Origin of the sequence: Pseudomonas medicaginis (assembly GCF_965119365.1) — a bacterium.
Lineage (GTDB): Bacteria > Pseudomonadota > Gammaproteobacteria > Pseudomonadales > Pseudomonadaceae > Aquipseudomonas.
Genome location: NZ_OZ221631.1, coordinates 671,937 through 698,171, shown reverse-complemented (window position 1 = coordinate 698,171; position 26,235 = coordinate 671,937). Strand labels below are relative to the sequence as shown.

The following is a 26,235-nucleotide window of genomic DNA, read 5'->3' as shown; positions in this document are numbered from 1 at the left end:
GAAAGATTCGACCTACAGAGCCGCGTCGATTTTCTTGGCAGCGTCTTCACTGACCCAGGCGTGCCAGACTTCAGGATGTTCCTTCAGGAAGATCTTCGCCAGTTTCGGCGACTCGATCCGCTCTTTGGCCATGCGCCCGAGGTTCTGGTTCAGGATATCGATCGGCAGGTTGACCTTTTCCAGCACAGCCACCAGTTCCGGGGCTTCGTCGTGGAACGTCTTGGACAGGCCGACCTTGATGCTCACGCTCTTGTCCACGCCTGGTTTTTCTTCGAGTTTCACCAGGTCCACCTGGCCCATCAGCGGCGTTGGCGACCAGTAGTAGAACAGGATCGGTTCGCCCCGCTTGTAGCTCGACAACACCGCCGCATCCAGCGCCGGGCCAGTGCCTGGGCGGAAGTTGGTGTAGGATTTTTCCAGGCCGTAGCTCTTGAGCATTTCGCTGTTGTCCAGCTCGCAGGTCCAGCCGGCCGGGCAGTTGTAGAAGCGGCCCTTGGACGGCTCTTCCGGGTCCTTGAACACAGCGGCGTACTGGCCCAGGTCGGCAATGTTCTTCAGGCCTGGCGCCTTGGCTTCGAGCTTGCGCTTGGCGTCGCCTTCGACCACGTAGCGCGGCACGTACCAGCCTTCGATGGCACCCACCACCGGGGCGCCGACGCCGACCACCTTGCCGGCCTTCTCGGCCTTGTTCCAGACTTCACTGCGGCCGACCCATTCTTCGGCGAACACTTGGATGTCATTGCTGCTCAGGGCGTTTTCCATGGTGATGGAGTTGCCTGGCAGGCTGTCGGTCTTGCAGTCGTAGCCTTTTTCCAGCACCACTTGCAGGACGTCGGTCAGCAGCATGCCGCTTTCCCAGTTCAGGCCGGCGAACTTCACCGGTTTGCCCGACTCGCACCAACCCGCCGCTTGCGTGGCGCCGGCGCTGGCCAGCAGGCCCATGGAAAGCAATGCGGTCAGCAGGGTCTTGTTCGACTTCATTATGTGACGCTCCTAATCAGTTGGATTGGCTTACGGCAGTCAATAGGCATCCAGCCCTGTCAACGTCCCATCAGACCGCTTGGATGCGGCCCGCCCTGCTCGGTTGTGCGTCAACCGCGTCCTGCTCGAGCGGCAGGATCAATTGATCGGGTACTGCGCTGTGCCACTGCTTGGCGACGACGTAATACAGCGCCGCCGGAACCACCAGACCGATGATCCAGGAAATATCCACACCGCCCATGGCTTCCACCAGCGGACCGGTATAGAACTTGGTGGCGATGAACGGCAATTGAACCAGTACGCCGAAGACATAGACGCTGATACCCAAGGCGTTCCACCGACCGTAGCGACCCTTCGGGTCGTTCAGCGCCGGCACGTCATAGCGCTCGCGCGTGATGCAGTAATAGTCCACCAGGTTGATCGCGCTCCAAGGTGTGAAGAACGCCAGCAAGAACAAGATGAAGGACTTGAACGCACCGAGGAACGAGTGCTGGCCGAGCAGCGCGATCAGCGTCGCGGCGCCGACGATGACCAGCACGAAGACCAGGCGCTGCAGGCGCGTGACGCTCAGGTGGCCACGGAAACCGCTGATGATGGTCGCGATGCACATGAAGCTGCCGTAGGAGTTCAGCGTGGAAATGGTGACCTTGCCGAACGCGATGCTGAAATACAGCAGCGCAGCGGTGGCGCCGGTCCCGCCCAGGCCCACGATGTAGGCCACTTCGTGCCCCGCGAACTGCCCGTTGGCCGAGGCGGCGGCAAATACACCCAGGATCATCGCCACCTGTGCACCGATGACTGAACCGGCGCCCGCGGCGAAAAAGGTTTTCACCGAGGACGTCTTGCTCGGCAAGTAACGCGAATAGTCCGCCACGTAGGGGCCGAAGGCGATCTGCCAGGAGGCCGCGAGCGACACCGCAAGCAGGAAACTGCTCCAGCTGAAATGACGGATCTGCAGGAGCGCGCCGATGTCCGTCTGGCTGATCAGGCGAGCGAACAGGTAAACAAAGGCAATGACACCGATGATGCTGGCGACACGGCCAATGAAGTGGATCACCCGATAACCCAGCACCGTGACCAGCACGATGACACTGGCGAACATGAGGATGCCGACACTGTCGCTGACGCCAAACAACTGGCCCAGTGCCTGACCGGAAAGCACGGTTCCCGTGGCGGTGAACCCCAGGTACATCAGGCACACCAGCACGATCGGGATCGCCGCGCCGTAAACGCCAAACTGCACCCGGCTGGAGATCATCTGCGGCAGGCCAAGCTTGGGCCCTTGCGCGGCATGCAAGGCCATGACGCCACCGCCGAGCACTTGGCCGATCAGCAAACCGATCAACGACCAGAACACATCACCGCCCAGCACCACCGCCAATGCACCGGTGACAATGGCCGTGATTTGCAGGTTGGCCCCCATCCAAAGGGTGAACTGGCTCAACAATCGGCCGTGTCTCTCCGCTTCCGGGATGTAGTCGATCGAGCGCTTCTCGATCAACGGCTTGCTGCTTGCGCGTGTGCTGGTGACAGCCATGGTTCAACCTCTGTGGATTGTTTTGGGTTCCTGTGGAGCCTGCTTCCTGTGGGAGCGAGCTTGCTCGCGATAGCGGTGTATCAGCCGATGCCGGTGTCGAATCTGATGACGCCATCGCGAGCAAGCTCGCTCCCACAAGGGGGCTGGGGTTATTTGCCGGTGATCATCGGCAAGTTCAGCCCCTGCTCCTTGGCGCAATCGATAGCAATCTGGTAACCGGCATCGGCATGACGCATCACCCCGGTACCCGGATCGTTGTGCAGCACGCGGGCAATCCGCTCGGCGGCTTCGTCGGTACCGTCACAGACAATCACCATGCCCGAGTGCTGGGAGAAGCCCATGCCGACGCCACCACCGTGGTGCAGCGACACCCAGGTCGCGCCGCTGGCGGTGTTGAGCAAGGCGTTGAGCAACGGCCAGTCGGAAACGGCGTCGGAGCCGTCCTGCATGGATTCGGTTTCACGATTGGGGCTGGCCACGGAGCCGGAGTCCAGGTGGTCGCGGCCGATCACGATCGGCGCCGACAACTCGCCGCTGCGCACCATCTCGTTGAACGCCAGGCCCAGCTTGGCGCGCTGGCCCAGGCCGACCCAGCAGATCCGTGCCGGCAAGCCCTGGAAGCTGATGCGCTCGCGGGCCATGTCCAACCAGTTGTGCAGGTGGGCGTCGTCGGGGATCAGTTCCTTGACCTTGGCGTCGGTCTTGTAGATGTCCTGCGGATCACCCGACAGCGCCGCCCAGCGGAACGGGCCGATGCCGCGGCAGAACAGCGGGCGAATATAGGCCGGGACGAAGCCGGGGAAGTCGAAGGCATTTTCGACGCCCTCTTCCTGAGCCATCTGGCGGATGTTGTTGCCGTAGTCGAAGGTCGGCACGCCCATTTTCTGGAAGGCCAGCATGGCTTTGACGTGGACGGCCATCGATTGCTTGGCGGCCTTCACCACGGCGGCAGGTTCGGTCTTGGCGCGGGCACGGTACTCGTCCCAGGTCCAGCCGGCCGGCAGGTAGCCGTTGAGCGGGTCATGGGCGCTGGTCTGGTCGGTGACCATGTCCGGACGCACACCACGACGGACCATTTCCGGCAGGATCTCGGCAGCGTTCCCACACAGTGCGATGGAAATCGCCTTGCCTTCGGCGGTGTATTTCTCGATGCGCGCCAGGGCGTCGTCGAGGTCGGTAGCTTGCTCGTCGACGTAGCGGGTTTTCAGGCGGAAATCGATGCTCACCTGCTGGCACTCGATATTCAGCGAGCACGCACCGGCCAGGGTCGCGGCCAAGGGTTGCGCCCCCCCCATGCCGCCCAGGCCGGCGGTCAGGACCCAGCGGCCCTTGAGATTGGAGTCGTAATGCTGGCGACCGGCCTCGACGAAGGTTTCATAAGTGCCCTGCACGATGCCCTGGCTGCCGATGTAGATCCAGCTACCGGCGGTCATCTGGCCGTACATGGCCAGGCCCTTGGCGTCGAGTTCGTTGAAGTGCTCCCAACTGGCCCAGTGCGGTACCAGGTTGGAGTTGGCGATCAGTACACGAGGAGCGTTGCTGTGGGTCTTGAACACGCCCACCGGCTTGCCGGATTGCACCAGCAGGGTTTCGTCGTCATTCAGGTTGGTCAGGCTTTCGACGATCTTGTCGTAGCACGCCCAGTTGCGTGCCGCGCGGCCGATGCCACCGTAGACCACCAGTTCCTTGGGGTTCTCGGCCACTTCCGGGTCGAGGTTGTTCATCAGCATGCGCAGCGGCGCTTCAGTCAGCCAGCTCTTGGCGGTCAGCGTGTTACCGCGGGGGGCGCGGATTTCAACGTCACGGTATTTTTCGGGTTTGCGGGTAGCGTCGGTCACAGCAAAAACTCCTCAGCGATCAATCCAGACCAGCCCGGGCAGTGGGCAGCGATTCAGCGAACGTTGCGTTGAATATCGTGACTCATACGCAGACGTCTTTACTTGTATGTACAAGCATATGCAATCAAGCGGCCAACTTGTTGGAGGCGGTGTTCAGAAACCGTTGGGGAATTGGCTGAAAGCCTTGTGATTTAAGGACTGCTGAGGGGCATGAAATTTTTCAAGAGGATTTTCGAGGAGGAAATCGGAGGGACAAAAAAACGTGGCTTTGCGCCACGCTGGGGCATTCGGTAACAAATTGGTGCGCAAAGAGGAAACAATGAGTCAGCGTTTTTGTGGTGAGGGGATTCATCCCCGCTGGGCTGCACAGCAGCCCTGTATCCAGACAACTCGGTAGGGGGGTCGCTCCGCGACCCAGCGGGGATAAATCCCCTCGCCACACGGTGAAGCCGGATTTAGCGGGCCGTCAGCTCAATCACGCAGCATTGACCGTGGATCGAGACATCCACCAACCCAGTGTTACCGCTCAGCTGCAAACAATCGTAGAGGCCCAAGTCCACGGCGGACTCACCGATCTTGATAGCCAGTCCCGGAGCGGCACTGAACACCAGCACCGTTTGCGCCTCACTGAAAAACCGCTGTTGACCGCCCAACCACTGCAACCGCGCACGGTAACGCTGCGGCGCATAGATCAGGTTGAAGTCGCGAATCGGTCCGCCCAGCAACGTGCAATAGACATGGCTTTCGCCGCTAAAGGCAAAGGGGTCCAGCGGATGCAGAGCCCGCGTGGCCTGCCCATCGACGTTCAACGTCATGCCGTCACCCTGCAAGACACTGATGATCCGCTCGTAACCGGTGAAACTGGAAAAGCCCCCCGATTCAGCAATATCGGCAATCGACAGGCGCCAACCGAAACCTTCCAGGCCGGCGCCGGCATCGCGGGTGATTTCTTCGGTGCTGCCCCCGCCGTTTTTCCACGGCATGCGGGGGTAATCTACTGCGCGTAAAACCTTCAACTGGCTCATTTATGAAAGCGCCCTTCCAGACTGTGACGGGAACCCGGATGAATCAGGCGTGCGGCGGTCACCGGTTGGCGTCCGGACCAGGTGCGACGGCGGATCAGCAGGCACGGCTCGCCCCTTTCGATCTGCAGCAGCTTGCATTCGCTCGGCTCGGCCAGGATCGCCTCCACCACATGCTCGCCTTCGGTCAGCGGTGCAACCTGGTTCAGGTAGGCGTAGGGGGTTTGCACGGTGAAGTCCTGCTTGAGGTATTCAGGCGCCACCAGTGCGTTGACGAAGCGGTCCTCGATTTGCACGGGGATGTCGTTCTCGAAATGCACGATCAACGAATGGAATACCTTCTGGCCTTCGCGCATATCCAGGGCCAGGGCCCGCTCGGAGCCGGCCGCTTCTTCTTCCAGGGTGATCACCTTGCAACTGTGGCGATGACCGCGGGAGGCAATTTCGTCGGCGATGTTATGCACCTCGAACAACGCGGACTGGCTCTTGGGCTCGGCCACGAAGGTGCCGACCCCCTGCATGCGCACCAACAGGCCGTCGGCGGTCATTTCCCGCAGGGCACGGTTGATGGTCATGCGGCTAAAGCCCAACTGGCTGACCAGCTCGCTTTCCGACGGCACGCGGTAATGCGGCGGCCAGTTCCCACTGTCGATCTGCTGGGTGATCATCTGTTTGACGCGGGCATACAAGGGCGCCGGACTGTCACCCATGTTTGCGGCCAGCGGCGGTTTGGCAGGCGGAGTCGGCACGGCGGTTCCCTGTTCTGCGAATAAGGTTGCTAGCTTGCCGGAGTTTACCGGCCAGGCAAACGTCTGTATATGTATATACAAATTACACACGATGAGGTTGAACCATGTCCGCCTTCTTTGCCGAACGCGCACTGCTGCCTAGTGGATGGGCCCATGATGTACGTCTTGAGGTCGACGCCAACGGCGTCCTGACCCATATCCAGGCCGGTTCCCACGCAGACGGCGCCGAGCGGCTGGGCGGTCCGCTGTTGCCGGGCATGCCGAACCTGCACTCCCATGCCTTTCAACGGGCCATGGCCGGGCTGGCGGAAGTAGTGGGCAATCCCAACGACAGTTTCTGGACCTGGCGTGACTTGATGTACCGCCTCGTCGGAAAAATCAGTCCCGATCAACTTGGCATCATCGCCCGCCAGCTGTACATCGAAATGCTCAAGGCCGGCTACACCTCGGTCGCCGAATTCCACTATGTGCACCACGACACCACCGGTGCGCCCTACGCCGACCCGGCGGAGCTGGCCTTGCGCATCAGCCACGCCGCCAGCGCCGCCGGCATCGGCCTGACACTGCTGCCGGTGCTCTACAGCCACTCAGGCTTCGGCGGCCAGGCCCCCAATGACGGGCAACGCCGTTTCATCAACAGCACCGAAAACTACTTGAAGCTTCAGTCACGCTTGCAGCCCATCCTGGCCGGGCAATCGTCCCAGGCACTGGGCTTGTGCTTCCACTCCCTGCGTGCTGTGACACCCGCGCAGATCCAGGACGTGCTGGCCGCCAGCGACCGTGATTGCCCGGTGCACATCCACATCGCCGAGCAACAGAAGGAAGTCGACGACTGCCTGAGCTGGAGTGGCGCCCGACCACTGCAATGGCTGTACGAAAACACCGAAGTCGACTCGCGTTGGTGCCTGGTTCACGCCACCCACGCCAACGCCCAGGAAGTCAGCCTCATGGCCAAGAGCCGGGCGATTGCCGGCCTGTGCCTGACCACCGAAGCCAACCTGGGGGACGGGATTTTCCCGGCAGTGGACTTCCTCGCCCAAGGCGGGCGCCTGGGGATCGGCTCTGACAGCCATGTATCGCTGAGCGTGGTGGAAGAATTGCGCTGGCTGGAATATGGCCAGCGCCTGCGGGATCAACGGCGCAACCGCTTATATCGAGCGGACCAGCCGATGGTCGGCCGCACCTTGTTTGACGCGGCATTGGAAGGCGGTGCCCAGGCCCTGGGACAACCGGTCGGCGCCCTCGACATCGGCAAGCGCGCCGACTGGCTGGTGCTCGATGGCAACGATCCATACTTGGCCACGGCCCAGGGTGACGGGATCCTCAATCGCTGGTTGTTTGCCGGTGGCGATCGCCAGGTGCGTGATGTGATGGTCGGCGGGAAATGGGTGGTGCGCGATGGCCGGCATGCCGACGAAGAGCAAAGTGCCCGGGCGTTTACCCAGGTTCTTCGCGAACTCCTGGGCTGACACGATCAGCCCTGCGGGAGCGAGCTTGCTCGCGATGGAGTCTTTACCTTCAACATACCTGTTGACTGAAAGTCCGCTATCGCGAGCAAGCTCGCTCCCACATTGGCTATTCGGAGGCAGTTAATCCGAAGTCTTGGCCATCTGCCGATCCGACGCGCGCCAGATCAACCGTGTGGTGTCGTAGCCCTGCTGGCGCGCCGTGCTCAGCAGTTCCTCGCGCACGACGCTATTGACGGTCGGTGTACGGGACAGCAGCCACATGTAGCGACGGCTCGGGTCGCCGACGATGGCGGTCTTGTAGTCATCGCTGACGTACAACACCCAGTACTGCCCTTTCGCCACGCCCGGCACGATCCGGGAAAACCAGTTGTCGAATTCGACCCAGAGCTTATCGGTCTTGCCCGGCACCTGCGGCGTGGCGGTGCCCCTGGCTTCTTCCCACTGCCAGTCCGAGGTCAGGCAGCGATTGAGCACACCCACGTTGCCGTCTGGCTTGAGGGTGTAGTGAGCTTCCGATTGCGCGCAGTTGCGCTGGAAATACATGGGCAGGCGGGCCAACTCATACCAGGTCCCTTGGTAACGCTTGAGATTGACGTTGTTGACCGTCTTGGGTGCCAACGGATCTTCGCCAGAAGTGGCACAGCCAGCCAAAACCAGGCCAGCCAAAAGCACAAACACTAACCGCATCATTATTTTTCTCCCGTGGGCGCTTGGCCCCGGTTTACTTCAGGCCTTGGCCGGAAAACATCAACACTTTGTCACCGGCGTACTGCACGCTGATAAAGCTTTTCTGATCGCCCCAGGTGCAGCTGGACATGCCGAGCGCGCCCGAACAGTCAGTCGGCTTCCCCAGCAACGTTTCGACTTCGGACTTGGGCATGCCAGCCGACAGCTTCGAATAGTTTTCCTGGTTGACCTTGCTGCATGCGGTCAACACGACGCACATAAACAGCAGGGCGATAGATCGCAGCGACATGGTGTAACTCCTGGAACGGAAGGGAGGTGGCAGGGTGCCAACCTGATCCTTAGAAGAGAAAACCCCTATCTGGTTCCCTGACGCGCCCAGTATTTATTGGCTGTGCAGAGGTGTTTCATCGATGAATCAACCGGTTTGTGACGCCGTCGTACCTTTCGTCGGGATCAGGCCCTTGGCGCCTGATGGGCCGGGCTTTTGCGCCGATAAAAAACAACAGCGCAAAATCCTGGGCTACGGCAAATTGACAGCCCTTCCTGACCCGTCCCTCCGCAGTAGTGTTCTTAATGACCAGAAACATGAAATTCAGCCATAAAATCCTGCTGGCTGCCGCCCTCGTGGTGGCCGTTGCATTCGCCTGTTTCATCCTGTTCAACGACTATCGTCAACGCCAGAGCCTACACGCCAGCACCGAGACCTCCATGCAGGAACTTGGCAGCCTGACCAGCCGTAACATCCAGACGTGGGTCGACGGCCGTATCCAATTGCTGCAATCGCTGGCCCAGCAGATCGCCGTGGACGGCAGCAGTGCCGACAGCCTCAAGCGCGCCGTGGGCCTGCCGGCCTACACGGGCAACTTCCAGCTCAGCTATTTCGGCGGCATCGACGGCGTGATGTTTTCGGTACCGGCCGGCAATCGCGCCGCCGACTACGACCCGCGCGCCCGTGGCTGGTACAAGGCCGCCAACAGCGCACAGCAAACCATCGTCACCGAACCCTACATCGCCGCCTCGTCGGGCAAGCTGGTGATCACCGTCGCCACGCCGGTACAGCACCAAAACCAGATGATTGGCGTAGCCGGTGCGGACATCGACCTGTCCAGCGTCAGCGCCATCATCAACTCGCTGAACTTCGGCGGCCACGGCCACGCATTCATCGTCAGCGCCGACGGTAAGATCCTGATCCACCCCGACAGCAAGCGCGTGCTCAAGACCCTGGCCGAGGCCTACCCCAACGGCGCACCGCAGATCAGCCCGGGCGTGAAGGAAGTCGACCTCGACGGCAAGACCCAATTCATCTCCTTCACCCGCGTCAACGGCCTGCCGGGCGCCGACTGGTACGTGGCGCTGGTGCTCGACACGGACACCGCGCTGGCGATGCTCAGTGAGTTCCGTACGTCGGCGCTGATCGCCATGGTCATCGCCGTGGTGTTTATCATCGCCCTGCTCGGCATGTTGATCCGCGTACTGATGCAACCACTGCTGACCATGGGCCGCGCCATGCATGACATCGCCGAAGGCGAAGGCGACCTGACCCGCCGCCTGGTCATCCACGGCCACGACGAATTCGGCGCACTGGGGACTTCGTTCAACCGCTTTGTCGAACGCATTCATACCTCGATCCGTGAAGTGGCCTCGGCCACCGGCCAGGTCAACGAAGTCGCCTTGCGTGTGGTCAGCGCGTCCAACTCATCGATGTTCAACTCCGACCAGCAGGCTTCGCGCACCAGCAGCGTGGCCGCGGCCATCAACCAGCTCGGTGCCGCCGCCCAGGAAATCGCCCAGAACGCTGCCCTCGCCTCGCAACACTCCAGCGAGGCCCGCAACCTGGCCGAAGACGGCCAGCAAGTGGTGGATAAAACCATCGCAGCCATGCAGCAGTTGTCGGCCAAGATCAGCGACTCGTGCGGCAACATCGAAACCCTGAACAGCAACACGGTGAATATCGGCCAGATTCTCGAGGTGATCACCAGCATTTCCCAGCAAACCAACCTGCTCGCCCTCAACGCCGCCATCGAAGCCGCCCGTGCCGGTGAGGCCGGACGCGGCTTCGCGGTGGTGGCCGATGAAGTGCGCAACCTGGCCCACCGTACCCAGGATTCGGCGCAGCAAGTGCAGAAGATGATCGAAGAACTGCAAGTTGGCGCACGGGAAGCGGTACTGACCATGACCGACAGTCAGCGCCAGAGCGAAGGCAGCGTCAGCATCGCCAACCAGGCCGGCGAACGACTGGGCAGCGTGACCCAGCGCATTGGTGAAATCGACGGCATGAACCAATCCGTGGCCACCGCCACTGAAGAACAGACCGCCGTGGTGGAGTCGATCAACGTCGACATCACCGAGATCAACACCCTGAACCAGGAAGGCGTGGAAAACCTGCAAGCGACCCTGCGGGCCTGTGCCGACCTTGAGCAGCAGGCGGCGCGGTTGAAGCAGTTGGTGGGCAGTTTCCGGATCTAGCGCCTGGACAGACCCCATCGCGAGCAAGCTCGCTCCCACATTAATGATTGCGAACGGGGTCAAATGTGGGAGCGAGCTTGCTCGCGATAGCGGCGTCAGCTACACCGAAAGAATCAGAACCTGGACCCAGGCCTGCTCAAGAATGCCATTTCCTCAGCCGTGGACTCGCGCCCCAACACCGCATTGCGGTGGGGAAACCGTCCAAACCGGGCAATGATCCTCTGGTGCCGCTCGGCATAATCCAGGTTGTCTTCAAACACCGCCCGCCGCGCTTCAGGCTGTTCTCGAACCAGGTCGATAAACCGTGACACGGCTTCGTTCTGCACCGCGAGGTTTTCGCAGTGTTCGAGTACGAGGTAGATGAATACGCGCTGGATCGGCTTGAGTTGTCGGTCGAACCCCGCCGCCAGGCCTTGGGCGACCAGTGCTTGGGCACGCAGGTCGCCGGAAAAGCTTTTAGGGGTGTCGCGATAGATCATCCGCGGGAGTTGATCCAGTAGCAGTACCAGGGCCAGCCAACCTTCCGGGCGTTGCGCCCAGTCGGTCAATCCGCCGGTCAGCGCCTGCTCGACCCGATCGCCGAAGCGCTCTTGCGCCTGGCGATCATGGCCTTTGCCAAACCACAGCTTGCCCTTGTCAGCCGCTATGTCGTCCGGCGTCTGGGCTGAACCAAACCACCAATCGAGCAACGGCTGCCAGGGCTCGGCCATGATTTACTCCTTGTGGTATGCCGTGGCGCGGGCCACTTCTTCCTTCGAACCGAGGAACACGGCCACGCGCTGGTGCAGGCCTTCAGGCTTGATATCGAGGATGCGCTGGTGACCGTCGGTGGAAGCACCGCCGGCCTGCTCCACCAGGAACGACATCGGGTTGGCTTCGTACATCAGGCGCAGCTTGCCCGGCTTGGACGGCTCACGGCTGTCGCGCGGGTACATGAACAGGCCGCCACGGGTGAGGATCCGGTGCACATCGGCAACCATCGCGGCGACCCAGCGCATGTTGTAGTTCTTCTTCAGCGGACCTTCTTCACCGGCCAGCAGCTCACTGACGTAGCGTTGTACCGGAGCTTCCCAGTGACGCTGGTTGGACATGTTGATGGCGAATTCCTGGGTGGTTTCAGGAATGGTGATGTCTTCGTGGGTCAATACGAAGCTGCCCATCTCGCGGTCCAGGGTGAAGCCCTTGACGCCGTCGCCCAGGGTCAGCACCAGCATGGTCTGCGGGCCGTAGATGGCATAACCGGCGGCGACCTGCTCGGTGCCTGGTTGCAGGAAGGCCTTTTCATTCAAGGCTTCGTTCTGGCTCAGGTACTCGTTCGGGCAACGCAGTACCGAGAAGATGGTGCCGACCGGCGCGTTGATGTCGATGTTCGACGAACCGTCCAGTGGGTCGAACACCAGCAGGTAGGCACCCTTGGGGTATTTGCCCGGGATCTGGTAGGCGTTGTCCATTTCCTCGGACGCCATGCCGGCCAGGTGACCACCCCATTCGTTGGCTTCGAGCAGGATTTCGTTGGACAGCACGTCGAGCTTCTTCTGCACTTCGCCCTGCACGTTTTCGGTGCCCATGCTGCCCAGGACACCACCCAGCGCGCCTTTGGAGACGGCGTGGCTGATCTCCTTGCACGCACGCGCCACCACTTCGATCAAAAAGCGCAGATCGGCAGGGGTATTGTTGCTGCGGGTCTGCTCAATCAAATAGCGACTCAAGGTAACGCGGGACATGGACGGCTCCGAAGAATAGGGGGCGGAAAAACCAGCGCAGTTTAGCGCGAGTCGCGACTTAATTCCTCCTATGAGACGGGGAATGGCGGATTGAGTTCACGGGGTGGCGGCTTGCTTGGATATTTCTGTGATTGGAAAGGACGCCATCGCGAGCAAGCTCGCTCCCACAATAGACCGCGTTCGTCGAAACAACTCGATCAACTGTGGGAGCGAGCTTGCTCGCGATGAACGCACCTCAGTCCTTGACCGGTGGCTTGCGCAGCAAGCTGAACGCCATCGCAGCAAGGAACAGCACGCTGAGCAGCAGCACCGCCCACAAGCCGATTTTCTTCCAGTGGGTCTCGACCGTCGCAGGCGTGGTTGCCGTGGCCGCAGCCGGGGTCGATGTGGCCGCGCCGATCACAGTCGCCGTACCCAGCGTCGCCAGGCGCGACGGTTTGTAGTCGGGCACCAGCGTGGTCAATGGCAAGCTGGCCGCCTTGACTGTCGCGTTGCCCAGCGCCAGTCGATAGGGCCCTTCGCCCCGTGCCAGGAACACCACCTGGGTCGGACGCACGGCAAAGCGCAGGGGCGGGGCTTCGGCTCCCAGGCCGCCGCCACGCTCGTCCACGGTCAGTTTCAATTGCTGCACGGTCTGGCCGGACAGTCGCAATTGATTTTGCAGCACATCCTGGCCGTTCTGGGTCAGGCGATAGAGCAAGCCACTGCCCAGCGGCTGCCACGGATGGCTGCTTTCACGGCGACCGGCCAGGGTCACCGGCGCCAGGCTGTTGGCCTGGCTCAGCTCGACCTCCACCTGTTCGATGTTCAGCCCCATGGGCAACTGCCAGGTGTATTCACCGGCCTTCGTCGTGCTGCCGGCCAACGGTTGCGACCAGGCCAGCGGCAACGGCAGGTTTTCGCGACGGGTGCTTTGCAACTGGGCCGAAGTCAACACCGGTGCGGAGGACGGCGAATCCCACAACAGCCGCAGGTAACGCGCCGGCTGCCCCGGCAGGTTCACTTCATGCTGCTCGACCTGTTCGTCGGCGAAGGTCAAGCGCGCCACCTGGCCTTCGCCCCACGACTGCCAGTGCTGCAAGTCGTCACTGGCTTCGACGGTGAACCGCTGGAAGCCGTCCCGCTCGCTGGTCCAGTCGAGGATCAACTGCTGCAGCGGCGCCTTGATCGCGCTGGCATCCAACAACCAGCCACGCAATTGCTCCTCCCCCGCTTCGAGCCGGCTCGCGGGCTGGACTTCCACCAGGGTGCCGTTGGCGTTCGATTGCACCCGCACGCTGGGCGCGCGCTCGTCGTCATCGGCGGCGTTGTACAGCGGGAACCACTTCACGTCGGTGAGGGTGCGGTTTTCCCGGCTCTGGGCCGACTCACGCACCAATGCATAGGCCTGGGCCTGGCCTGCGGCGTTGAAGACCCGCAGGTCGCTCAGGTCGGTCTGCCGCGCTTGCAACTGGACGTCCAGCGGCAACGGGAAGCGATACCACGGCCCCTCGCCGCTCAAGGCCAATGGCACCTGATGGGCGAAATCCGTCGGTTGCTCCTGGGCCACGGCCGACAAGGCCACCCATAACCCGATCCCACCCAGCCCGATCCGATTCAACTTGCGACTCAAGACGACACTCCCTCACTGACAGGCGCAGGCGGCTCATCCTGGACGACCGTCTCCGGACGCTTGGGTGGCAGTGGCGCGAAGTAGCCCACCACCAGCAACAGGACACCCACGCCGATAAACGACACGATCCGCGCCAGACCGCCACGGTTACTCAATTCGACAAAGAACAGCTTGGCCACGACCACGGCGATCAACGCCGCACCGATCAGCCACACTTCCCGGCGATGGCGCAGATGCCCACCGATCATCAGGCCCAGGGCAATCAGGGTCCAGACAATGGACAACCCGGCCTGCACGAACATCGATTCCAGCAGCGCATCCAGCTCGAACGGCACCCCCATCCATTGATGGGCACTGCGCATCACCAGGGCGGTGAAGAATGCGAACAGCGACACACCGGCGATCAACTGGGCGATGTGCCCGACGCGACTCCATCGGTTCGTCGATTGCGCCACGGCGTTGCGAGCCCATACATAGATACCGAACAAGGCAAACAGCAGGCCCAGCTCCAAGGGATTGAGCAATGGCACGTAAGGCAGTGGCTCTGCGGTGCCATCACTGAAGGTGTTGGTCAGCCAGAACCAACCGAGCATCAACAGCGCCATGGGCGCCGCCGCATAGACACGATATTCCCGTGGCTGCGCCGAAACCGGCCATGGCAAGGCACGCGGCGTGGCCATCAGCACCAGGTAAAGACCTGGCAGGATCGCCCAGGCCAGCCAGCGCCAGGCGTTGTACTGCTCGGACAGCAACAGCAGGCCGTAACGCAACTCCAGCATCAAGACTGCCATCAGCAACCAGCAACCGAGCACATGGGCCGTACTGCGCGCCGGGGCCGGCAGCGTCTCGGCCAAGTGCTTGAGCGACAGAAAATGCACGGCGAATACCGCCAGCCAGGCCAGCCAACCGAAATCCGCGGCAGGGTGATAGTAGCCGTGCCCCGTGGCCACCAGCACACAGCCCGCCGCCGGGATCAACAAGGTGCACAGCAGCCCCAGCGCCGGCCATTTCAACCTCAGCGACAAAACGCTCCACACCGCCACGCTGAGCGCCGCGACCACCAATAGCAAGCTGCCTTGCAGGTTCGCCGGGGCAAAGCGCAGCACTTCGCTGACCCACGCCAGTGCCCACCAACCGGCGCCCCAGATCAGCAGCAGCTCGGACAGGCGCTGCAAGCTCAAGGCCTCCAGCTCCTGCGCCGCGTGCGCCCGCTGCAGGCGCCATGCCCCCACCAGCGCCGCCAGCCCCAGCACCAGCGGCGTCCAGAAGCCGCTATGGGCCAGGGGTCGCAGATCCTCGGCATTGAGTGGCCCCAACAGCGCCGGCCCGGCCGTCAGGAACGCCGCGCCACCCAGCAGTTGCAGCAGCAGGCCGAAGACAAAGCTCACCCGTTGTTTCAGGTACAGGCTCAGCCAGATGATCAACAGGCCGCTGGCCGCCCACACACCGCTCGCCGCTTGCCACGGCAAGACGAACAATACCGCCAGATTGATCAGCACCAGCCCCGCCAGCAACACCACCGACAAGCCACGCAGCAACCGGGCGTCGTTGCGCACCATGTCGTCGCGCGCCGCCAGCAACATACCGCCGATCAACGCCAGGCCAATCAACGAAGCGCTGAGCAAACCGCTCCAGCCCGCGCTGAACACCGCCGTCGAATCGCCCTGGGCGCCTTGCAAGCGCAGCAGGAACAGCGCGCCGCCGAGCAATTGCACCGCAAATGCCGTGAACAGGAAGCTGCGCGATTGCAGGCGCAGGCCGACAAACAGCGTCGCCAATCCGGCCAGGGCCCAAGCGATGGCGGTGCCGTGGGTGAGGAAGAACAGCGGTGCCAACAGATAGAGAAAACCCAACCCCAGCACCGCCAGCACCGGCCGACCTTGGCGCTCCCACGGTGCGCAGTGTTCAGGCTCAGCCTTGTGCAGTTGGTAGAAGGTGAATAGCAAGGCGGCGCCGAGCATCAACGCGCCCAGCGGTGAGCCATCGAGCAGGCTGCCGACGCCGCCGCGCAATTCGCTGACAAACGCCACTGCCGAGCCCAACTGCAGCAACAAGGCAAAGGCCCGGGCGAATGGACGTTGCTGGCGCAGGCCCAGCCAGAAGATTCCCGCGCCTTCCACGGCCCACGCCGCAGCGGTCCAACGGGCGTCGAGCCCCAGGGGGATCGCCAGGCTGGCGAAAATAACCCCCAGGGCCAGGCAGGTTTCCGCCAACAACAGGGCACGACCGCCCATCAATAGCCGCGCCAGGCCCATGTAGATGATGCCCAGGGCCAGGGCGCTGAAGGCGGCGGCGAATTCCAGGTGCTGCACCACCGCGAACTGCAAGCCGAAGCCCACCAGCGGTGGGCCGAACAGCATGCTGCCGTCCACGTAGTCGCCCTTGCGGGCCGACCAGCGCAGCAACCCATCACGGCTGCCGTCTTCGGGGGCATCGCTCATTTCCAGCAGTTTGCGGCGGGTGAACAGCAAGCCGATTGCCAGATAAATAAGGAAGAAGAGCACCAGGAACGGCTCGGTGCTCCAAAGCAGTTCTGGCGTGTAGGAACGCAGGCCCCAGGCGAAACCGATGCCGAAGGTGCCGACAAAGCCGATCAGGTTGAGCAGGCGCCAGGCCTTGAACCAGGCAATCGCCAGGATACCGGCATTGAGCAGGATGAAATAACTGAACAGGGCGACGTGGTTGCCACTGCCGGTGGAGGTCAGGATCGGCGCGGCAAACCCGCCCAGGGCCGCCGCCGCAGCCAGGCCCAGGGCGTTCTGGGTCACCGCCAGGATCGCCGAGAACACCGTCACCGCTACCAGCAAGCCCAGGGCTGCCTTGGAGTCGAGCAATGGATGCAGGCGCATGGCGGCAAACACGGTCAGGTACAGCACGGCGATCCCGGTGCCCTGGAGCATCAGCGCATAACTGTTGTTACGTTGGCGCAACCACCAGCCCAGGCCCAACAGGCCCAACGCGCTGGCCGCGACGCCGGCGTAACGCACTTCGATCGGCACCACCATGCCTTCGGTGGCATAGCGCAGCAGAAATGCCAGGCCGAGGAACAACAGCACCACACCGACCCGCAGCACCGTATTGCCGCCGAACAACCAATTGCGCGCACCGATGATGGCGCGGTCGAACAGATTCGGACCACGCGGGGCCGCCGGTTCCGCCGCGACGGGCTCCAGGGGCAGAGGGGCAAAGTCGCGGGCAGCACGTCGACTGGACGTGGCGGGCGCGGGTGTCCAAATGTCATCGGGCAACGGCTGGCTGGCCTGGGGGGCCATCGTGGGGACGGGTTCGAGGTCTGGTGGCAGTTCCCAGACGAGTGGCGGCTCGCTGTGCGGTTCGGGCTTCGCGGCCTGGGGCACGACCCTCTCGGGCGCAGGAGCCGACTCACTCGATTCGGCCACCTGACCGCGTTCGAGAACCGCCAGACGGGCTTCCAAGGTGAGCAAGCGCTGCTGGGCCTCTTGCAACACAGTCTGTTGCTGGGCCGCCTGGACACCCAGGCGCCCCAATCGAAACGCCTGGGCGACGCCAAGCCCCACCAGCGCGCCTATCAGCGCATCGGCGATCGACTCGTCCACCACCCAGCCGAGTGCCAGGCCCAACAGCGTCAAGATCCATTGCATTGGTCGATATCCCTAAGCGGCCCGTTGCGGGCGTAACCGGGGTGATGCGGTGCCTGGATCAGTCTAGTGGAAACCCCCAAACCCTGTGGGAGCGAGCTTGCTCGCGATAGCGGTGTGTCAGGCGACACTCATATTGCCTGACCTGCCGCTATCGCGAGCAAGCTCGCTCCCACATTGGATTGTTGGCACTTCCAGCGCTGAGCCCGGCCACATAGCCCGGCGATACTGGCGCCTAGTATATCGACGAAGCCCAAACGCCGTTGGGCTTCGCTCACATTTCTTGCAGCAAAGGCTACTCCAGGGCTTTCCAGATGTCGGTGGCGTATTCGCGTATGGTCCGGTCCGAGGAGAACCAGCCCATGCGCGCGGTGTTGAGCACCGCCGAACGCCACCATTGCTTGGAGTCGTGCCAGCGCTCTTCGACCCTGGCCTGGGCGCTCCAGTAGGCGTCGAAATCGGCGCATACCAGGAAGCGGTCGTAATCCACCAACGAGTCGACGAGCCCGGCGTAGCGCATCGGGTCATCCGGCGAGAACACCCCGCCACGAATGGCCTGCAGCACATCGTTGAGCCGATGGGAGGCGGCTATGTCCGGCGCGGCGCTGAATTCGCCATTGCGCTTGCGGGCTTCCACCTGCTCGGCCGTCAAGCCGAAGATGAACATGTGCTCACCGCCGACACGCTCATGCATCTCCACGTTGGCGCCGTCCATGGTGCCAATGGTCAGCGCGCCGTTGAGGCCGAACTTCATGTTGCTGGTGCCCGACGCTTCGAAACCGGCGGTGGAAATCTGCTCCGACAAGTCCGCCGCCGGGATGATGCTTTCGGCCAGGCTGACGTTGTAGTTGGGCAGGAACACCACCTTGAGCAAGCCGCGCACGGTCGGGTCGTTGTTCACCACCCGGGCGATGTCGTTGGTCAGCTTGATGATCAACTTGGCCTGGTGGTAACTGGCGGCGGCCTTGCCGGCGAAGATCTTCACCCGCGGCACCCAGTCCACTTCCGGCTCGGCGCGAATCGCCTGGTACAGCGCCACGGTGTGCATCAGGTTGAGCAACTGGCGCTTGTATTCGTGGATCCGCTTGACCTGCACGTCGAACATCGCCGCCGGGTTGACGGCAATGCCCAGTCGTTCGTGGATCAGGTAAGCCAGGGCCTTCTTACTGTGCAGGCGCTGCTCGGCGAACTGCTTGCGAAACGCCGGCTTGTCGGCAAACGGCTCCAGCTCGATCAGGCGCTCCTCGGGGTTGTCGAGCACACTCGGACCGAGGGCGTCGACCATCATCGAGGTCAATTCGGCGTTGGCCTGGAACAACCAGCGGCGGAAAGTAATGCCGTTGGTCTTGTTATTGATCCGCTCCGGATAGAGCTTGTGCAGTTCGGAGAACACCGTGCTGCGCATCAGTTGGGTATGCAAACCGGACACGCCGTTGACGCTATGAGAACCAAGGAACGCCAGGTTGCCCATGCGCACCCGACGACCATTATCCTCCTCGATCAGCGAAACCGAGCGCAGCACGTCGAAATCGTGCACGCCCTTGGCCCGTAGCGAATCGATGTGCTGGGCGTTGATCAGGTAGATGATCTGCATGTGCCGGGGCAACATGCGTTCCATCAGCCCCACCGGCCAGGTCTCCAGGGCTTCGGGCAGCAGCGTGTGGTTGGTGTAGGACAGCGTGTCCTGGGTGATCTGCCAGGCCGCGTCCCACGCCACGTCGTAGACGTCCACCAATTGCCGCATCAGCTCGGCCACGGCAATGGACGGGTGCGTGTCATTGAGCTGGATCGCGGCGTGATCACCCAGGGTCAGTACTGAGGTGTGCATGTTGCGATGGCGGCGCAGCAAATCCTGCAACGAGGCCGCGACGAAGAAATACTCCTGGCGCAACCGCAGCTCCTGGCCGGCTTCGGTGCTGTCGGCCGGGTACAGCACCCGGGAAATACTTTCGGCCCGGGCCACTTCCGCCACCGCACCGAGGTGATCGCCGGCATTGAAGCGTTCCAGATGCAACTCTTCCATGGCCCGGGCGCGCCACAGGCGCAGGGTGTTGACGCTGGCGCCACGCCAGCCCACCACCGGCGTGTCATAGGCAATGGCCCGCACGGTTTCGGCCGGCGACCAGACCTGGCGGGTCTTGCCGGTGTCATCGGTGACGGTTTCGACGCTGCCGCCAAAGCCGATCGGGTAGACCACTTCCGGCCGCTCGAACTCCCACGGGTTGCCGAAATCCAGCCAATGCTCGGTCTGCTCCTGCTGCCAACCGTCGACGATGGCCTGGCGGAACAGGCCGTGTTCATAACGAATCCCGTAGCCATGGCCGGCAATGCCCAGGGTCGACATGCTTTCCATGAAGCACGCCGCCAAACGACCAAGACCGCCGTTGCCCAAGGCCGCGTCCGGCTCGAGCAGGCGGATGCGCTCCAGGTCCACACCCAGCTCAGTCAGGGCTTCGCGCGCAGTGTCCAGCAGGCCCAGGTTGCTCAGGCTGTCGTAGAGCAAGCGGCCGATGAGGAATTCCAGGGAGAGGTAGTACACGCGCTTCTGGCCCTTGCGGTAGATCTGTCGCGTGTGGTCCATCCAGTGTTCGACCATGTGGTCGCGGGCGGCGAGGGCGATGGCTTCGAACCAATCGTGATCAAACGCATGATCCGGGTCCTTGCCGACGGCATAAGTGAGTTTGGTCAACACGGCATCGCGAAATGCAGCCACTTCGGCTTCGCGAACAAGTGGTTCTTGAGTCATTGATGAGACCTCGAACGAGCATGGAATTGTCTTAGCCTAGTCGGTCTGACAGACGGTACAGGCTCTTGGTTCGGTGGTAGTTCCCCGAACGCCGGAGAATCGTCGCCAAGGAATTGCCGATGGACGAATGAATGCAGGGGCCGTGCCGGTACGGGCGGGTTTTGCCGGGATGTAAAAAAAACTGGCGGATGGTCGTTCAAAATTTCACCAGTCCCGGTATGATCGCGCGCCCTGATGCATGCTGGTAAACCGTGATGATGAAGCCCAACCTGATCGCCGCCGCGGAGATCGACCGACTCGATACCTGGGCCAAGTACTCCGCCCCGATGTGCGGTTCCTGCGTGTCGAGCTGCTGCACGCTGCCGGTGGAGGTCAAGATCAAGGACCTGATCCGCATCGGCATCGTCGATGAGTTCGAACTGGGCGACCCGCCGAAGAACATCGCCAAGCGCCTGCAAAAGGAAGGGATCGTCGAGCGCTACAACCAGAAGTCGGAAATCTTCACGCTCCAGCGCATGAGCAACAACGACTGCCTTTATCTGGACCGCAAGAGCCGGCTGTGCACCATTTACGAGAAGCGTCCCGACACCTGCCGCAACCATCCGCGGGTCGGGCCACGGCCGGGCTATTGCGCCTACAAGCCCAAGGAAGTGGAGCGCGAGCGCAATCCACGGACGTTGGACAAGTTCTGATCGGCTGCTGATTCAGCGGTGCCTGAGCCGGCGCCATCGCGAGCAAGCTCGCTTGTATGGTAGGACTTGAAGGGAGGAGGAGGGACAAGGCTCGATTCTGACTGTTTGGCGCAGTACAGACCGTGGGAGATTTCGCCCCTCCTCCTTTCACCCAAGCGCCGATAAAGAATGCATCTGGCCTAAACCGACGATAGGAACAAGCCTGCGCCTCTGGGTGAACCCTTCAAGTGTTCAAACCTTAGCCCGGAGAATTTTCAATGGCAATGCCGGTTTCTGTCACAAAGCCGATTGTGGGCGTGGATGTCGCCAAGAACGAACTGGTGATCTATCACGCCGAACTTGACGTACTGGAGGCGACTCCCAACAACAAAGCGGCCATCAAAAAGTGGTTGAAAGCATTGCCGGGCCCCGTCGCTGTAGCCATTGAGTCGACCAATATCTATCACCTGGAATTCGCTGATCTGGCCTATGAGGCCGGCTGCGAGATCTACATGGTGGGCGGTTATGAACTGCATCACTACCGCGAAGGCGTAAAAATCCGCGCCAAAACTGACGCGCTGGATGCCAAGCTGCTGGCCCGTTACCTGAAAAACGAAGGGCATGAGCTTAACCCCTGGACCCCGCCATCTCCGCTGTATCGCCAGCTCCTGAGCCTTTTCCGCCGTCGCGCAGCCCTGGTTCAGGCTCGAGTGGCCCTGGTACAAAGCTGGGCTAACGAGCCGCTGCTGAAGACCGCTTTCGCCGAACAAATTGCAGCCATGCAGAGGCTTGAGACATTGATCGAGAAGACGATCAAGGATCATCTGAGGGATGCCGGTTTGCAGGGTCAGTTGAACCGTTGCTTGAAGGTTGAGGGCATTGGATTTCTGACCGGAGCCCGCTTGCTTACGGCATTTCAACGAGGGGATTTCAGAAACTCAGACGCCTTCATTGCCTTTTTGGGAATGGACTTGCGAGTGTCGAAATCAGGACAAAAAGATGGGCGCCGTAGCTTGAGTAAACGAGGCGACCCGGAAGTCCGTCGGCTGTTACACAATGCCGCCATGTCGGCTAGCCGCACGTCCGCCTGGAGAGGCTTCTATGAAAAGCAAAGAGCTCGCGGTTTCACTACCACTCAGGCGTTGGTAATGCTGGCTCGCAAGCTTGCTCGGATCGTATTCGCTCTGCTGAAAGGGCAAAGCGAATACCAACCTAACGCGGCTTGAGGGCTTTCCCTCAACCATAGAATCTCCCACAGGGAATTCATGTTGGACACAACATCTGTATCCACTGAAGATCCACTGTGGGAGCGAGCTTGTTCGCGATAGGGCCCTGACAGCCGCCACATAACTTCCAGGCATAAAAAAACGCCCCCGATCTCGCGACCGGGGGCGTTTTTCATTCAGCCGGGGCTAAACGATCAAGCCTTGGCTTTCTTGGCGGCGCGGGTACGCTCGCTTTCGTCCAGGATCTTCTTGCGAAGACGGATGGACTTAGGCGTCACTTCGCACAGCTCGTCGTCCTGGATGAATTCCAGGGCCTGTTCCAGGGTGAAGCGAACAGGTGGAACCAGGGCGATGGTTTCGTCTTTACCCGAAGCACGCATGTTGTCGAGCTTCTTGCCCTTGGTAGGGTTCACACCCAGGTCGTTGTCACGGCTGTTCAGACCAACGATCTGGCCGCCGTAGATTTCCTGGCCGTGCTCGACGAACAGCTTGCCACGCGCCTGGAGGGTTTCCAGGGAGTAGGTCAGCGCCTTGCCGGTTTCGACCGAAACCAGAACGCCGTTCTGACGCCCGGACATGTCGCCGGACTTCATCACGTCGTAACGGTCGAAGATCGAGGTCAGGATGCCAGCGCCGTTGGTCAGGGTCAGGAACTGGTTACGGAAACCGATCAGGCCACGAGCAGGGATGTTGTATTCCAGACGAACACGGCCCTTGCCATCCGGCACCATGTTGGTCAGGTCGCCCTTACGCAGGCCCATCTCTTCCATCACCTTGCCCTGGGATTCTTCTGGCAGGTCGATGGTGACGTTTTCGAACGGTTCGTGCTTCACGCCATCAACCAGGCGGATGATCACTTCCGGACGGCCTACAGCCATTTCGAAGCCTTCGCGACGCATGGTTTCGATCAGTACCGAGAGGTGCAGCTCGCCACGGCCGGAGACCTTGAACTTGTCAGCCGAGTCGCCTTCTTCAACGCGCAGTGCAACGTTGTACAGCAGCTCTTTGTCCAGACGCTCCTTGATGTTACGGGAGGTCACGAACTTGCCTTCTTTACCGCAGAACGGCGAGTCGTTCACCTGGAAGGTCATGGAAACGGTTGGCTCGTCAACGGTCAACGGCTTCATCGCTTCGACAGTGTCCGGGTGGCACAGGGTGTCGGAGATGAAGAGCGATTCCATGCCGCTGATGCAAACGATGTCGCCAGCAGCTGCTTCTTCAACGTCTACACGATGCAGACCGTGGTGCCCCATCAGCTTCAGGATACGACCGTTACGCTTCTTGCCGTCAGCGCCGATAGCGACAACCGGGGTGTTCGGTTTGACGCGACCGCGGGCGATACGGCCAACGCCGATCACACCCAGGAAGCTGTTGTAGTCCAGTGCGGAGATTTGCATCTGGAACGGACCGTCACGGTCAACCGCCGGCGCCGGTACGTTGTCGACGATCGACTGGTACAGCGGGGTCATGTCTTCAGCCATTTCGTTGTGGTCCAGACCGGCAATGCCGTTCAGGGCCGAGGCGTAGACGACTTTGAAGTCCAGCTGTTCTTCGGTGGCACCCAGGTTGTCGAACAGATCGAAGATCTGGTCCAGGACCCAGTCCGGACGCGCGCCTGGACGGTCAACCTTGTTGATGCACACGATCGGACGCAGGCCGGCTTCGAAAGCCTTCTTGGTCACGAAACGGGTTTGCGGCATAGGGCCGTCCTGGGCATCGACCAGCAGCAGCACGGAGTCGACCATCGACATCACGCGCTCTACTTCACCACCGAAGTCGGCGTGGCCCGGGGTGTCCACGATGTTGATGTGGTAACCGTTCCAGTTGATGGCGGTGTTTTTAGCCAGGATGGTAATACCGCGCTCTTTTTCCTGGTCGTTGGAGTCCATCACGCGCTCGTCGTTGAGCTCGTTGCGCTCCAGGGTGCCGGATTGACGCAAGAGTTTGTCTACCAGGGTGGTCTTACCATGGTCAACGTGAGCAATGATGGCGATGTTGCGTAGATTTTCGATCACTTGTGTATCTCGATCAGAGGATTCGGTGTGCTGACAGGTCGTGGCAGCGATTTACGTTGAGTTCCGACAGCCGTTACAGCCTGTCGGCGGCGTCGGGGGGCCGGTGACGCAGGCCACAGGCAAACAGCCCCGGGCACTTAGCTCGGTCGATAAACGCGCACATTGGCATGCCCCTCACTGAGCAAATGGTGGGCATGCAGGCGACTCATCACGCCTTTGTCGCAATAGAGCAGGTACTGGCGAGTAGGGTCCAGTTCCTTGAAACGCGCGTTCACGGCATAGAACGGCATCGTTTTTACCTCGATGCCGGCGACACTCAGCGGATCGTCTTCAGCGTCATCCGGGTGGCGGATATCGATGATGATCTGACCGGCCAGCGCTTCGCCGACTTCTTCAATCCTGATGTCCTGGCCCAATTCGTCGATCACCCGATCGATTGGCACCAGCCTGGCGTTTTCGAGCGCTCGCTCGAGCACCGCCATGTCGAATTCTTTCTCTTCGTGCTCAACCCGCCCACGCTTGGCCGCCGTCTTCGGATTGACCGATATGACGCCGCAATACTCCGGCATGTGCCGGGCAAACTCGGCGGTGCCGATTTCATTGGCCTGGTCGATGATGTCCTGCTTGTGGCTGGCAATCAGCGGCCGCAAGACCAGTTTCTCGGTCACGCAGTCGATCACCGACAGGTTCGGCAACGTCTGGCTCGACACCTGGGAGATCGCCTCGCCGGTCACCAGCGCATCGATGTGCAGGCGGTCGGCAATGCTCGACGCGGCACGCAACATCATACGCTTCAAAATGACGCCCATATGACTGTTATCGACTTTGCCGAGAATCTCGCCCAGGACTTCCTCGAACGGCACACTCACAAATAACACGCGTTGGGAGCTGCCGTACTTCTTCCAGATGAAGTGCGCCACTTCCATCACGCCCAGTTCATGGGCGCGGCCGCCGAGGTTGAAGAAGCAGAAATGGCTCATCAGCCCGCGACGCATGATCTGGTAGGCGGCCACCGTAGAGTCGAAGCCCCCCGACATCAGCACCAGGGTCTGCTCCAGCGAACCCAGCGGATAACCGCCGATGCTGTTGTGCTGGCTGTGGATCACGAACAGCCGCTGGTCGCGGATTTCGATACGCACTTCGATTTCCGGGTCTTTCAACGAAATACCGGCCGCGCCGCACTGCCGGCGCAACTGGCTGCCGACATACTTCTCTACATCCATCGAACTGAACGGGTGTTTGCCGGCACGCTTGCAACGCACCGAAAAGATCTTGCCGGTCAGTGCATCACCATAATGAAGCATGCACTTGGCGAGGATGTCGTCGAAGTCTCCCAACGGGTATTCATCGACTTGCAGGAAATGCGCGATGCCCGGCATGCAGCTCAGGCGCTCGGTCATTTCCTTCAGGACCTTGGGTTCGCTGACACGGGTTTCCAGTTCGAGGTTGTCCCACACGCCGTTCACCACCACGGCCGGGTCCAGGTCTCGGAGCACGGCACGGATGTTCTTGGCCAACTGGCGGATGAAACGCATCCGTACCGGGCGGCTCTTGATGGTGATCTCGGGGAAGACTTTTACGATTAGTTTCATGAAAACAGCGCGCGAACGGCCAGCCGAAAAAGGGGGGCGCGGATTATAGCGGAAATTGCTCAAGGTTTAACCAGTTAATGTGCAGATGGTTTTGAACGCACCAAAAAAGATCACTGGCCGCGATTGGCGCCACATTACAGTGCGCTATTGTCCGACAATCCTGGATTCAAGCCCCGAAAAGCCTGGAATTGGTGCAAAAAACCCATGCTGGGGCACTGGCATGCAAATTGCTCCCTTGTGAGGCAGGTTGCCTTGGCAGAGTATTCGCGCCGGCATCACCCAT

General features: G+C 61.4%; 18 protein-coding genes. 4 read left to right on the top strand and 14 right to left on the bottom strand.

What is annotated here, in order from left to right; genetic code table 11:
• Window positions 1-12 precede the first annotated feature (12 nt).
• From ACMTA2_RS03075 to hutC, 5 genes are all read right to left on the bottom strand, one after another.
• Window positions 13-981: an ABC transporter substrate-binding protein gene (locus tag ACMTA2_RS03075; RefSeq protein ID WP_413793666.1), complete on the bottom strand. Its 969-nt coding sequence runs from the start codon at window positions 979-981 to the stop codon at window positions 13-15.
• Between the two features lie 70 nt (window positions 982-1,051).
• Window positions 1,052-2,518: a purine-cytosine permease family protein gene (locus ACMTA2_RS03070; protein ID WP_413793665.1), complete on the bottom strand. Its 1,467-nt coding sequence runs from the start codon at window positions 2,516-2,518 to the stop codon at window positions 1,052-1,054.
• Window positions 2,519-2,667: 149 nt separating this feature from the next.
• Window positions 2,668-4,356: a urocanate hydratase gene (hutU, locus tag ACMTA2_RS03065; RefSeq protein ID WP_413793664.1), complete on the bottom strand. Its 1,689-nt coding sequence runs from the start codon at window positions 4,354-4,356 to the stop codon at window positions 2,668-2,670.
• Window positions 4,357-4,811: 455 nt separating this feature from the next.
• Complete coding sequence (locus ACMTA2_RS03060; protein WP_413793663.1) at window positions 4,812-5,381, bottom strand: HutD/Ves family protein; 570 nt, start codon at window positions 5,379-5,381, stop codon at window positions 4,812-4,814.
• Window positions 5,378-6,088 (bottom strand): histidine utilization transcriptional repressor HutC, encoded by a 711-nt coding sequence (gene hutC / locus ACMTA2_RS03055; protein ID WP_014336125.1) that lies wholly within the window; start codon window positions 6,086-6,088, stop codon window positions 5,378-5,380. Before hutC ends, ACMTA2_RS03060 begins: the two co-directional genes overlap by 4 nt.
• 143 nt (window positions 6,089-6,231) lie before the next feature.
• Here hutC and ACMTA2_RS03050 point away from each other — a divergent pair, with 143 nt between their 5' ends.
• Window positions 6,232-7,596, top strand: a complete 1,365-nt coding sequence (locus ACMTA2_RS03050) for a formimidoylglutamate deiminase (protein WP_413793662.1) — start codon at window positions 6,232-6,234, stop codon at window positions 7,594-7,596.
• A 120-nt stretch (window positions 7,597-7,716) separates the two neighbouring features.
• Here ACMTA2_RS03050 and ACMTA2_RS03045 read toward each other — a convergent pair whose 3' ends face one another.
• Window positions 7,717-8,286 carry a lipocalin family protein gene (locus tag ACMTA2_RS03045; protein WP_413793661.1) on the bottom strand — a complete coding sequence of 190 codons (570 nt, stop codon included), beginning with the start codon at window positions 8,284-8,286 and terminating at the stop codon, window positions 7,717-7,719.
• A gap of 31 nt (window positions 8,287-8,317) precedes the next feature.
• Complete coding sequence (locus tag ACMTA2_RS03040; protein WP_018608002.1) at window positions 8,318-8,572, bottom strand: lipoprotein; 255 nt, start codon at window positions 8,570-8,572, stop codon at window positions 8,318-8,320.
• Window positions 8,573-8,856: 284 nt separating this feature from the next.
• Between ACMTA2_RS03040 and ACMTA2_RS03035 the strand changes: the two genes are divergently transcribed.
• Entirely contained in the window at window positions 8,857-10,749 is a 1,893-nt protein-coding gene (locus ACMTA2_RS03035; protein ID WP_413793660.1) for a methyl-accepting chemotaxis protein, read from the top strand.
• A gap of 113 nt (window positions 10,750-10,862) precedes the next feature.
• Here the strand turns inward: ACMTA2_RS03035 and ACMTA2_RS03030 are convergent, their stop codons facing one another.
• The 5 genes from ACMTA2_RS03030 to ACMTA2_RS03010 all read right to left on the bottom strand — a co-directional run bounded on the left by ACMTA2_RS03030 (window position 10,863) and on the right by ACMTA2_RS03010 (window position 20,448).
• Window positions 10,863-11,459, bottom strand: coding sequence for a DUF924 family protein (locus tag ACMTA2_RS03030; RefSeq protein ID WP_413793659.1), 597 nt, complete (start codon window positions 11,457-11,459; stop codon window positions 10,863-10,865).
• Window positions 11,460-11,462: 3 nt separating this feature from the next.
• Window positions 11,463-12,473 (bottom strand): class 1 fructose-bisphosphatase, encoded by a 1,011-nt coding sequence (locus ACMTA2_RS03025; protein WP_030141457.1) that lies wholly within the window; start codon window positions 12,471-12,473, stop codon window positions 11,463-11,465.
• A gap of 235 nt (window positions 12,474-12,708) precedes the next feature.
• Window positions 12,709-14,085, bottom strand: a complete 1,377-nt coding sequence (locus tag ACMTA2_RS03020) for a DUF3999 domain-containing protein (RefSeq protein WP_413793658.1) — start codon at window positions 14,083-14,085, stop codon at window positions 12,709-12,711.
• On the bottom strand, window positions 14,082-17,705 hold the full coding sequence (locus ACMTA2_RS03015; RefSeq protein WP_413793657.1) for a DUF2339 domain-containing protein: 3,624 nt from the start codon (window positions 17,703-17,705) through the stop codon (window positions 14,082-14,084). Before ACMTA2_RS03015 ends, ACMTA2_RS03020 begins: the two co-directional genes overlap by 4 nt.
• A 292-nt stretch (window positions 17,706-17,997) precedes the next feature.
• Window positions 17,998-20,448, bottom strand: coding sequence for a glycogen/starch/alpha-glucan phosphorylase (locus tag ACMTA2_RS03010; RefSeq protein ID WP_413793656.1), 2,451 nt, complete (start codon window positions 20,446-20,448; stop codon window positions 17,998-18,000).
• A 254-nt stretch (window positions 20,449-20,702) separates the two neighbouring features.
• Here ACMTA2_RS03010 and ACMTA2_RS03005 point away from each other — a divergent pair, with 254 nt between their 5' ends.
• Window positions 20,703-21,140, top strand: coding sequence for a YkgJ family cysteine cluster protein (locus tag ACMTA2_RS03005; protein WP_003196865.1), 438 nt, complete (start codon window positions 20,703-20,705; stop codon window positions 21,138-21,140).
• Window positions 21,141-21,397: 257 nt separating this feature from the next.
• Window positions 21,398-22,345: an IS110 family transposase gene (locus tag ACMTA2_RS03000; RefSeq protein WP_413791447.1), complete on the top strand. Its 948-nt coding sequence runs from the start codon at window positions 21,398-21,400 to the stop codon at window positions 22,343-22,345.
• A 194-nt stretch (window positions 22,346-22,539) separates the two neighbouring features.
• On the opposite strand, the gene typA is transcribed toward ACMTA2_RS03000, so the two are convergent.
• Together typA and thiI are read right to left on the bottom strand one after the other, a co-directional pair.
• The gene (gene typA, locus ACMTA2_RS02995) at window positions 22,540-24,360 is read right to left on the bottom strand and encodes a translational GTPase TypA (protein ID WP_413793655.1); all 1,821 of its coding nucleotides are present in this window, start codon (window positions 24,358-24,360) and stop codon (window positions 22,540-22,542) included.
• Window positions 24,361-24,497: 137 nt separating this feature from the next.
• Window positions 24,498-25,952 carry a tRNA uracil 4-sulfurtransferase ThiI gene (thiI, locus tag ACMTA2_RS02990; RefSeq protein WP_413793654.1) on the bottom strand — a complete coding sequence of 485 codons (1,455 nt, stop codon included), beginning with the start codon at window positions 25,950-25,952 and terminating at the stop codon, window positions 24,498-24,500.
• Window positions 25,953-26,235: the final 283 nt, after the last annotated feature.

Excerpts from the sequence above, each read along its gene's own strand:
- ACMTA2_RS03075 (WP_413793666.1), bottom strand. The coding sequence starts at position 981 with ATGAAGTCGAACAAGACCCTGCTGACCGCATTGCTTTCCATGGGCCTG.
- ACMTA2_RS03070 (WP_413793665.1), bottom strand. The coding sequence starts at position 2,518 with ATGGCTGTCACCAGCACACGCGCAAGCAGCAAGCCGTTGATCGAGAAG.
- hutC (WP_014336125.1), bottom strand. The coding sequence starts at position 6,088 with ATGGGTGACAGTCCGGCGCCCTTGTATGCCCGCGTCAAACAGATGATC.
- ACMTA2_RS03025 (WP_030141457.1), bottom strand. The coding sequence starts at position 12,473 with ATGTCCCGCGTTACCTTGAGTCGCTATTTGATTGAGCAGACCCGCAGC.
- thiI (WP_413793654.1), bottom strand. The coding sequence starts at position 25,952 with ATGAAACTAATCGTAAAAGTCTTCCCCGAGATCACCATCAAGAGCCGC.
- ACMTA2_RS03035 (WP_413793660.1), top strand. The coding sequence starts at position 8,857 with ATGACCAGAAACATGAAATTCAGCCATAAAATCCTGCTGGCTGCCGCC.
- ACMTA2_RS03005 (WP_003196865.1), top strand. The coding sequence starts at position 20,703 with ATGATGAAGCCCAACCTGATCGCCGCCGCGGAGATCGACCGACTCGAT.
- ACMTA2_RS03030 (WP_413793659.1), bottom strand. The coding sequence starts at position 11,459 with ATGGCCGAGCCCTGGCAGCCGTTGCTCGATTGGTGGTTTGGTTCAGCC.
- ACMTA2_RS03000 (WP_413791447.1), top strand. The coding sequence starts at position 21,398 with ATGGCAATGCCGGTTTCTGTCACAAAGCCGATTGTGGGCGTGGATGTC.
- ACMTA2_RS03040 (WP_018608002.1), bottom strand. The coding sequence starts at position 8,572 with ATGTCGCTGCGATCTATCGCCCTGCTGTTTATGTGCGTCGTGTTGACC.
- ACMTA2_RS03045 (WP_413793661.1), bottom strand. The coding sequence starts at position 8,286 with ATGATGCGGTTAGTGTTTGTGCTTTTGGCTGGCCTGGTTTTGGCTGGC.
- ACMTA2_RS03060 (WP_413793663.1), bottom strand. The coding sequence starts at position 5,381 with ATGAGCCAGTTGAAGGTTTTACGCGCAGTAGATTACCCCCGCATGCCG.
- ACMTA2_RS03010 (WP_413793656.1), bottom strand. The coding sequence starts at position 20,448 with ATGACTCAAGAACCACTTGTTCGCGAAGCCGAAGTGGCTGCATTTCGC.
- ACMTA2_RS03015 (WP_413793657.1), bottom strand. The coding sequence starts at position 17,705 with ATGCAATGGATCTTGACGCTGTTGGGCCTGGCACTCGGCTGGGTGGTG.
- ACMTA2_RS03050 (WP_413793662.1), top strand. The coding sequence starts at position 6,232 with ATGTCCGCCTTCTTTGCCGAACGCGCACTGCTGCCTAGTGGATGGGCC.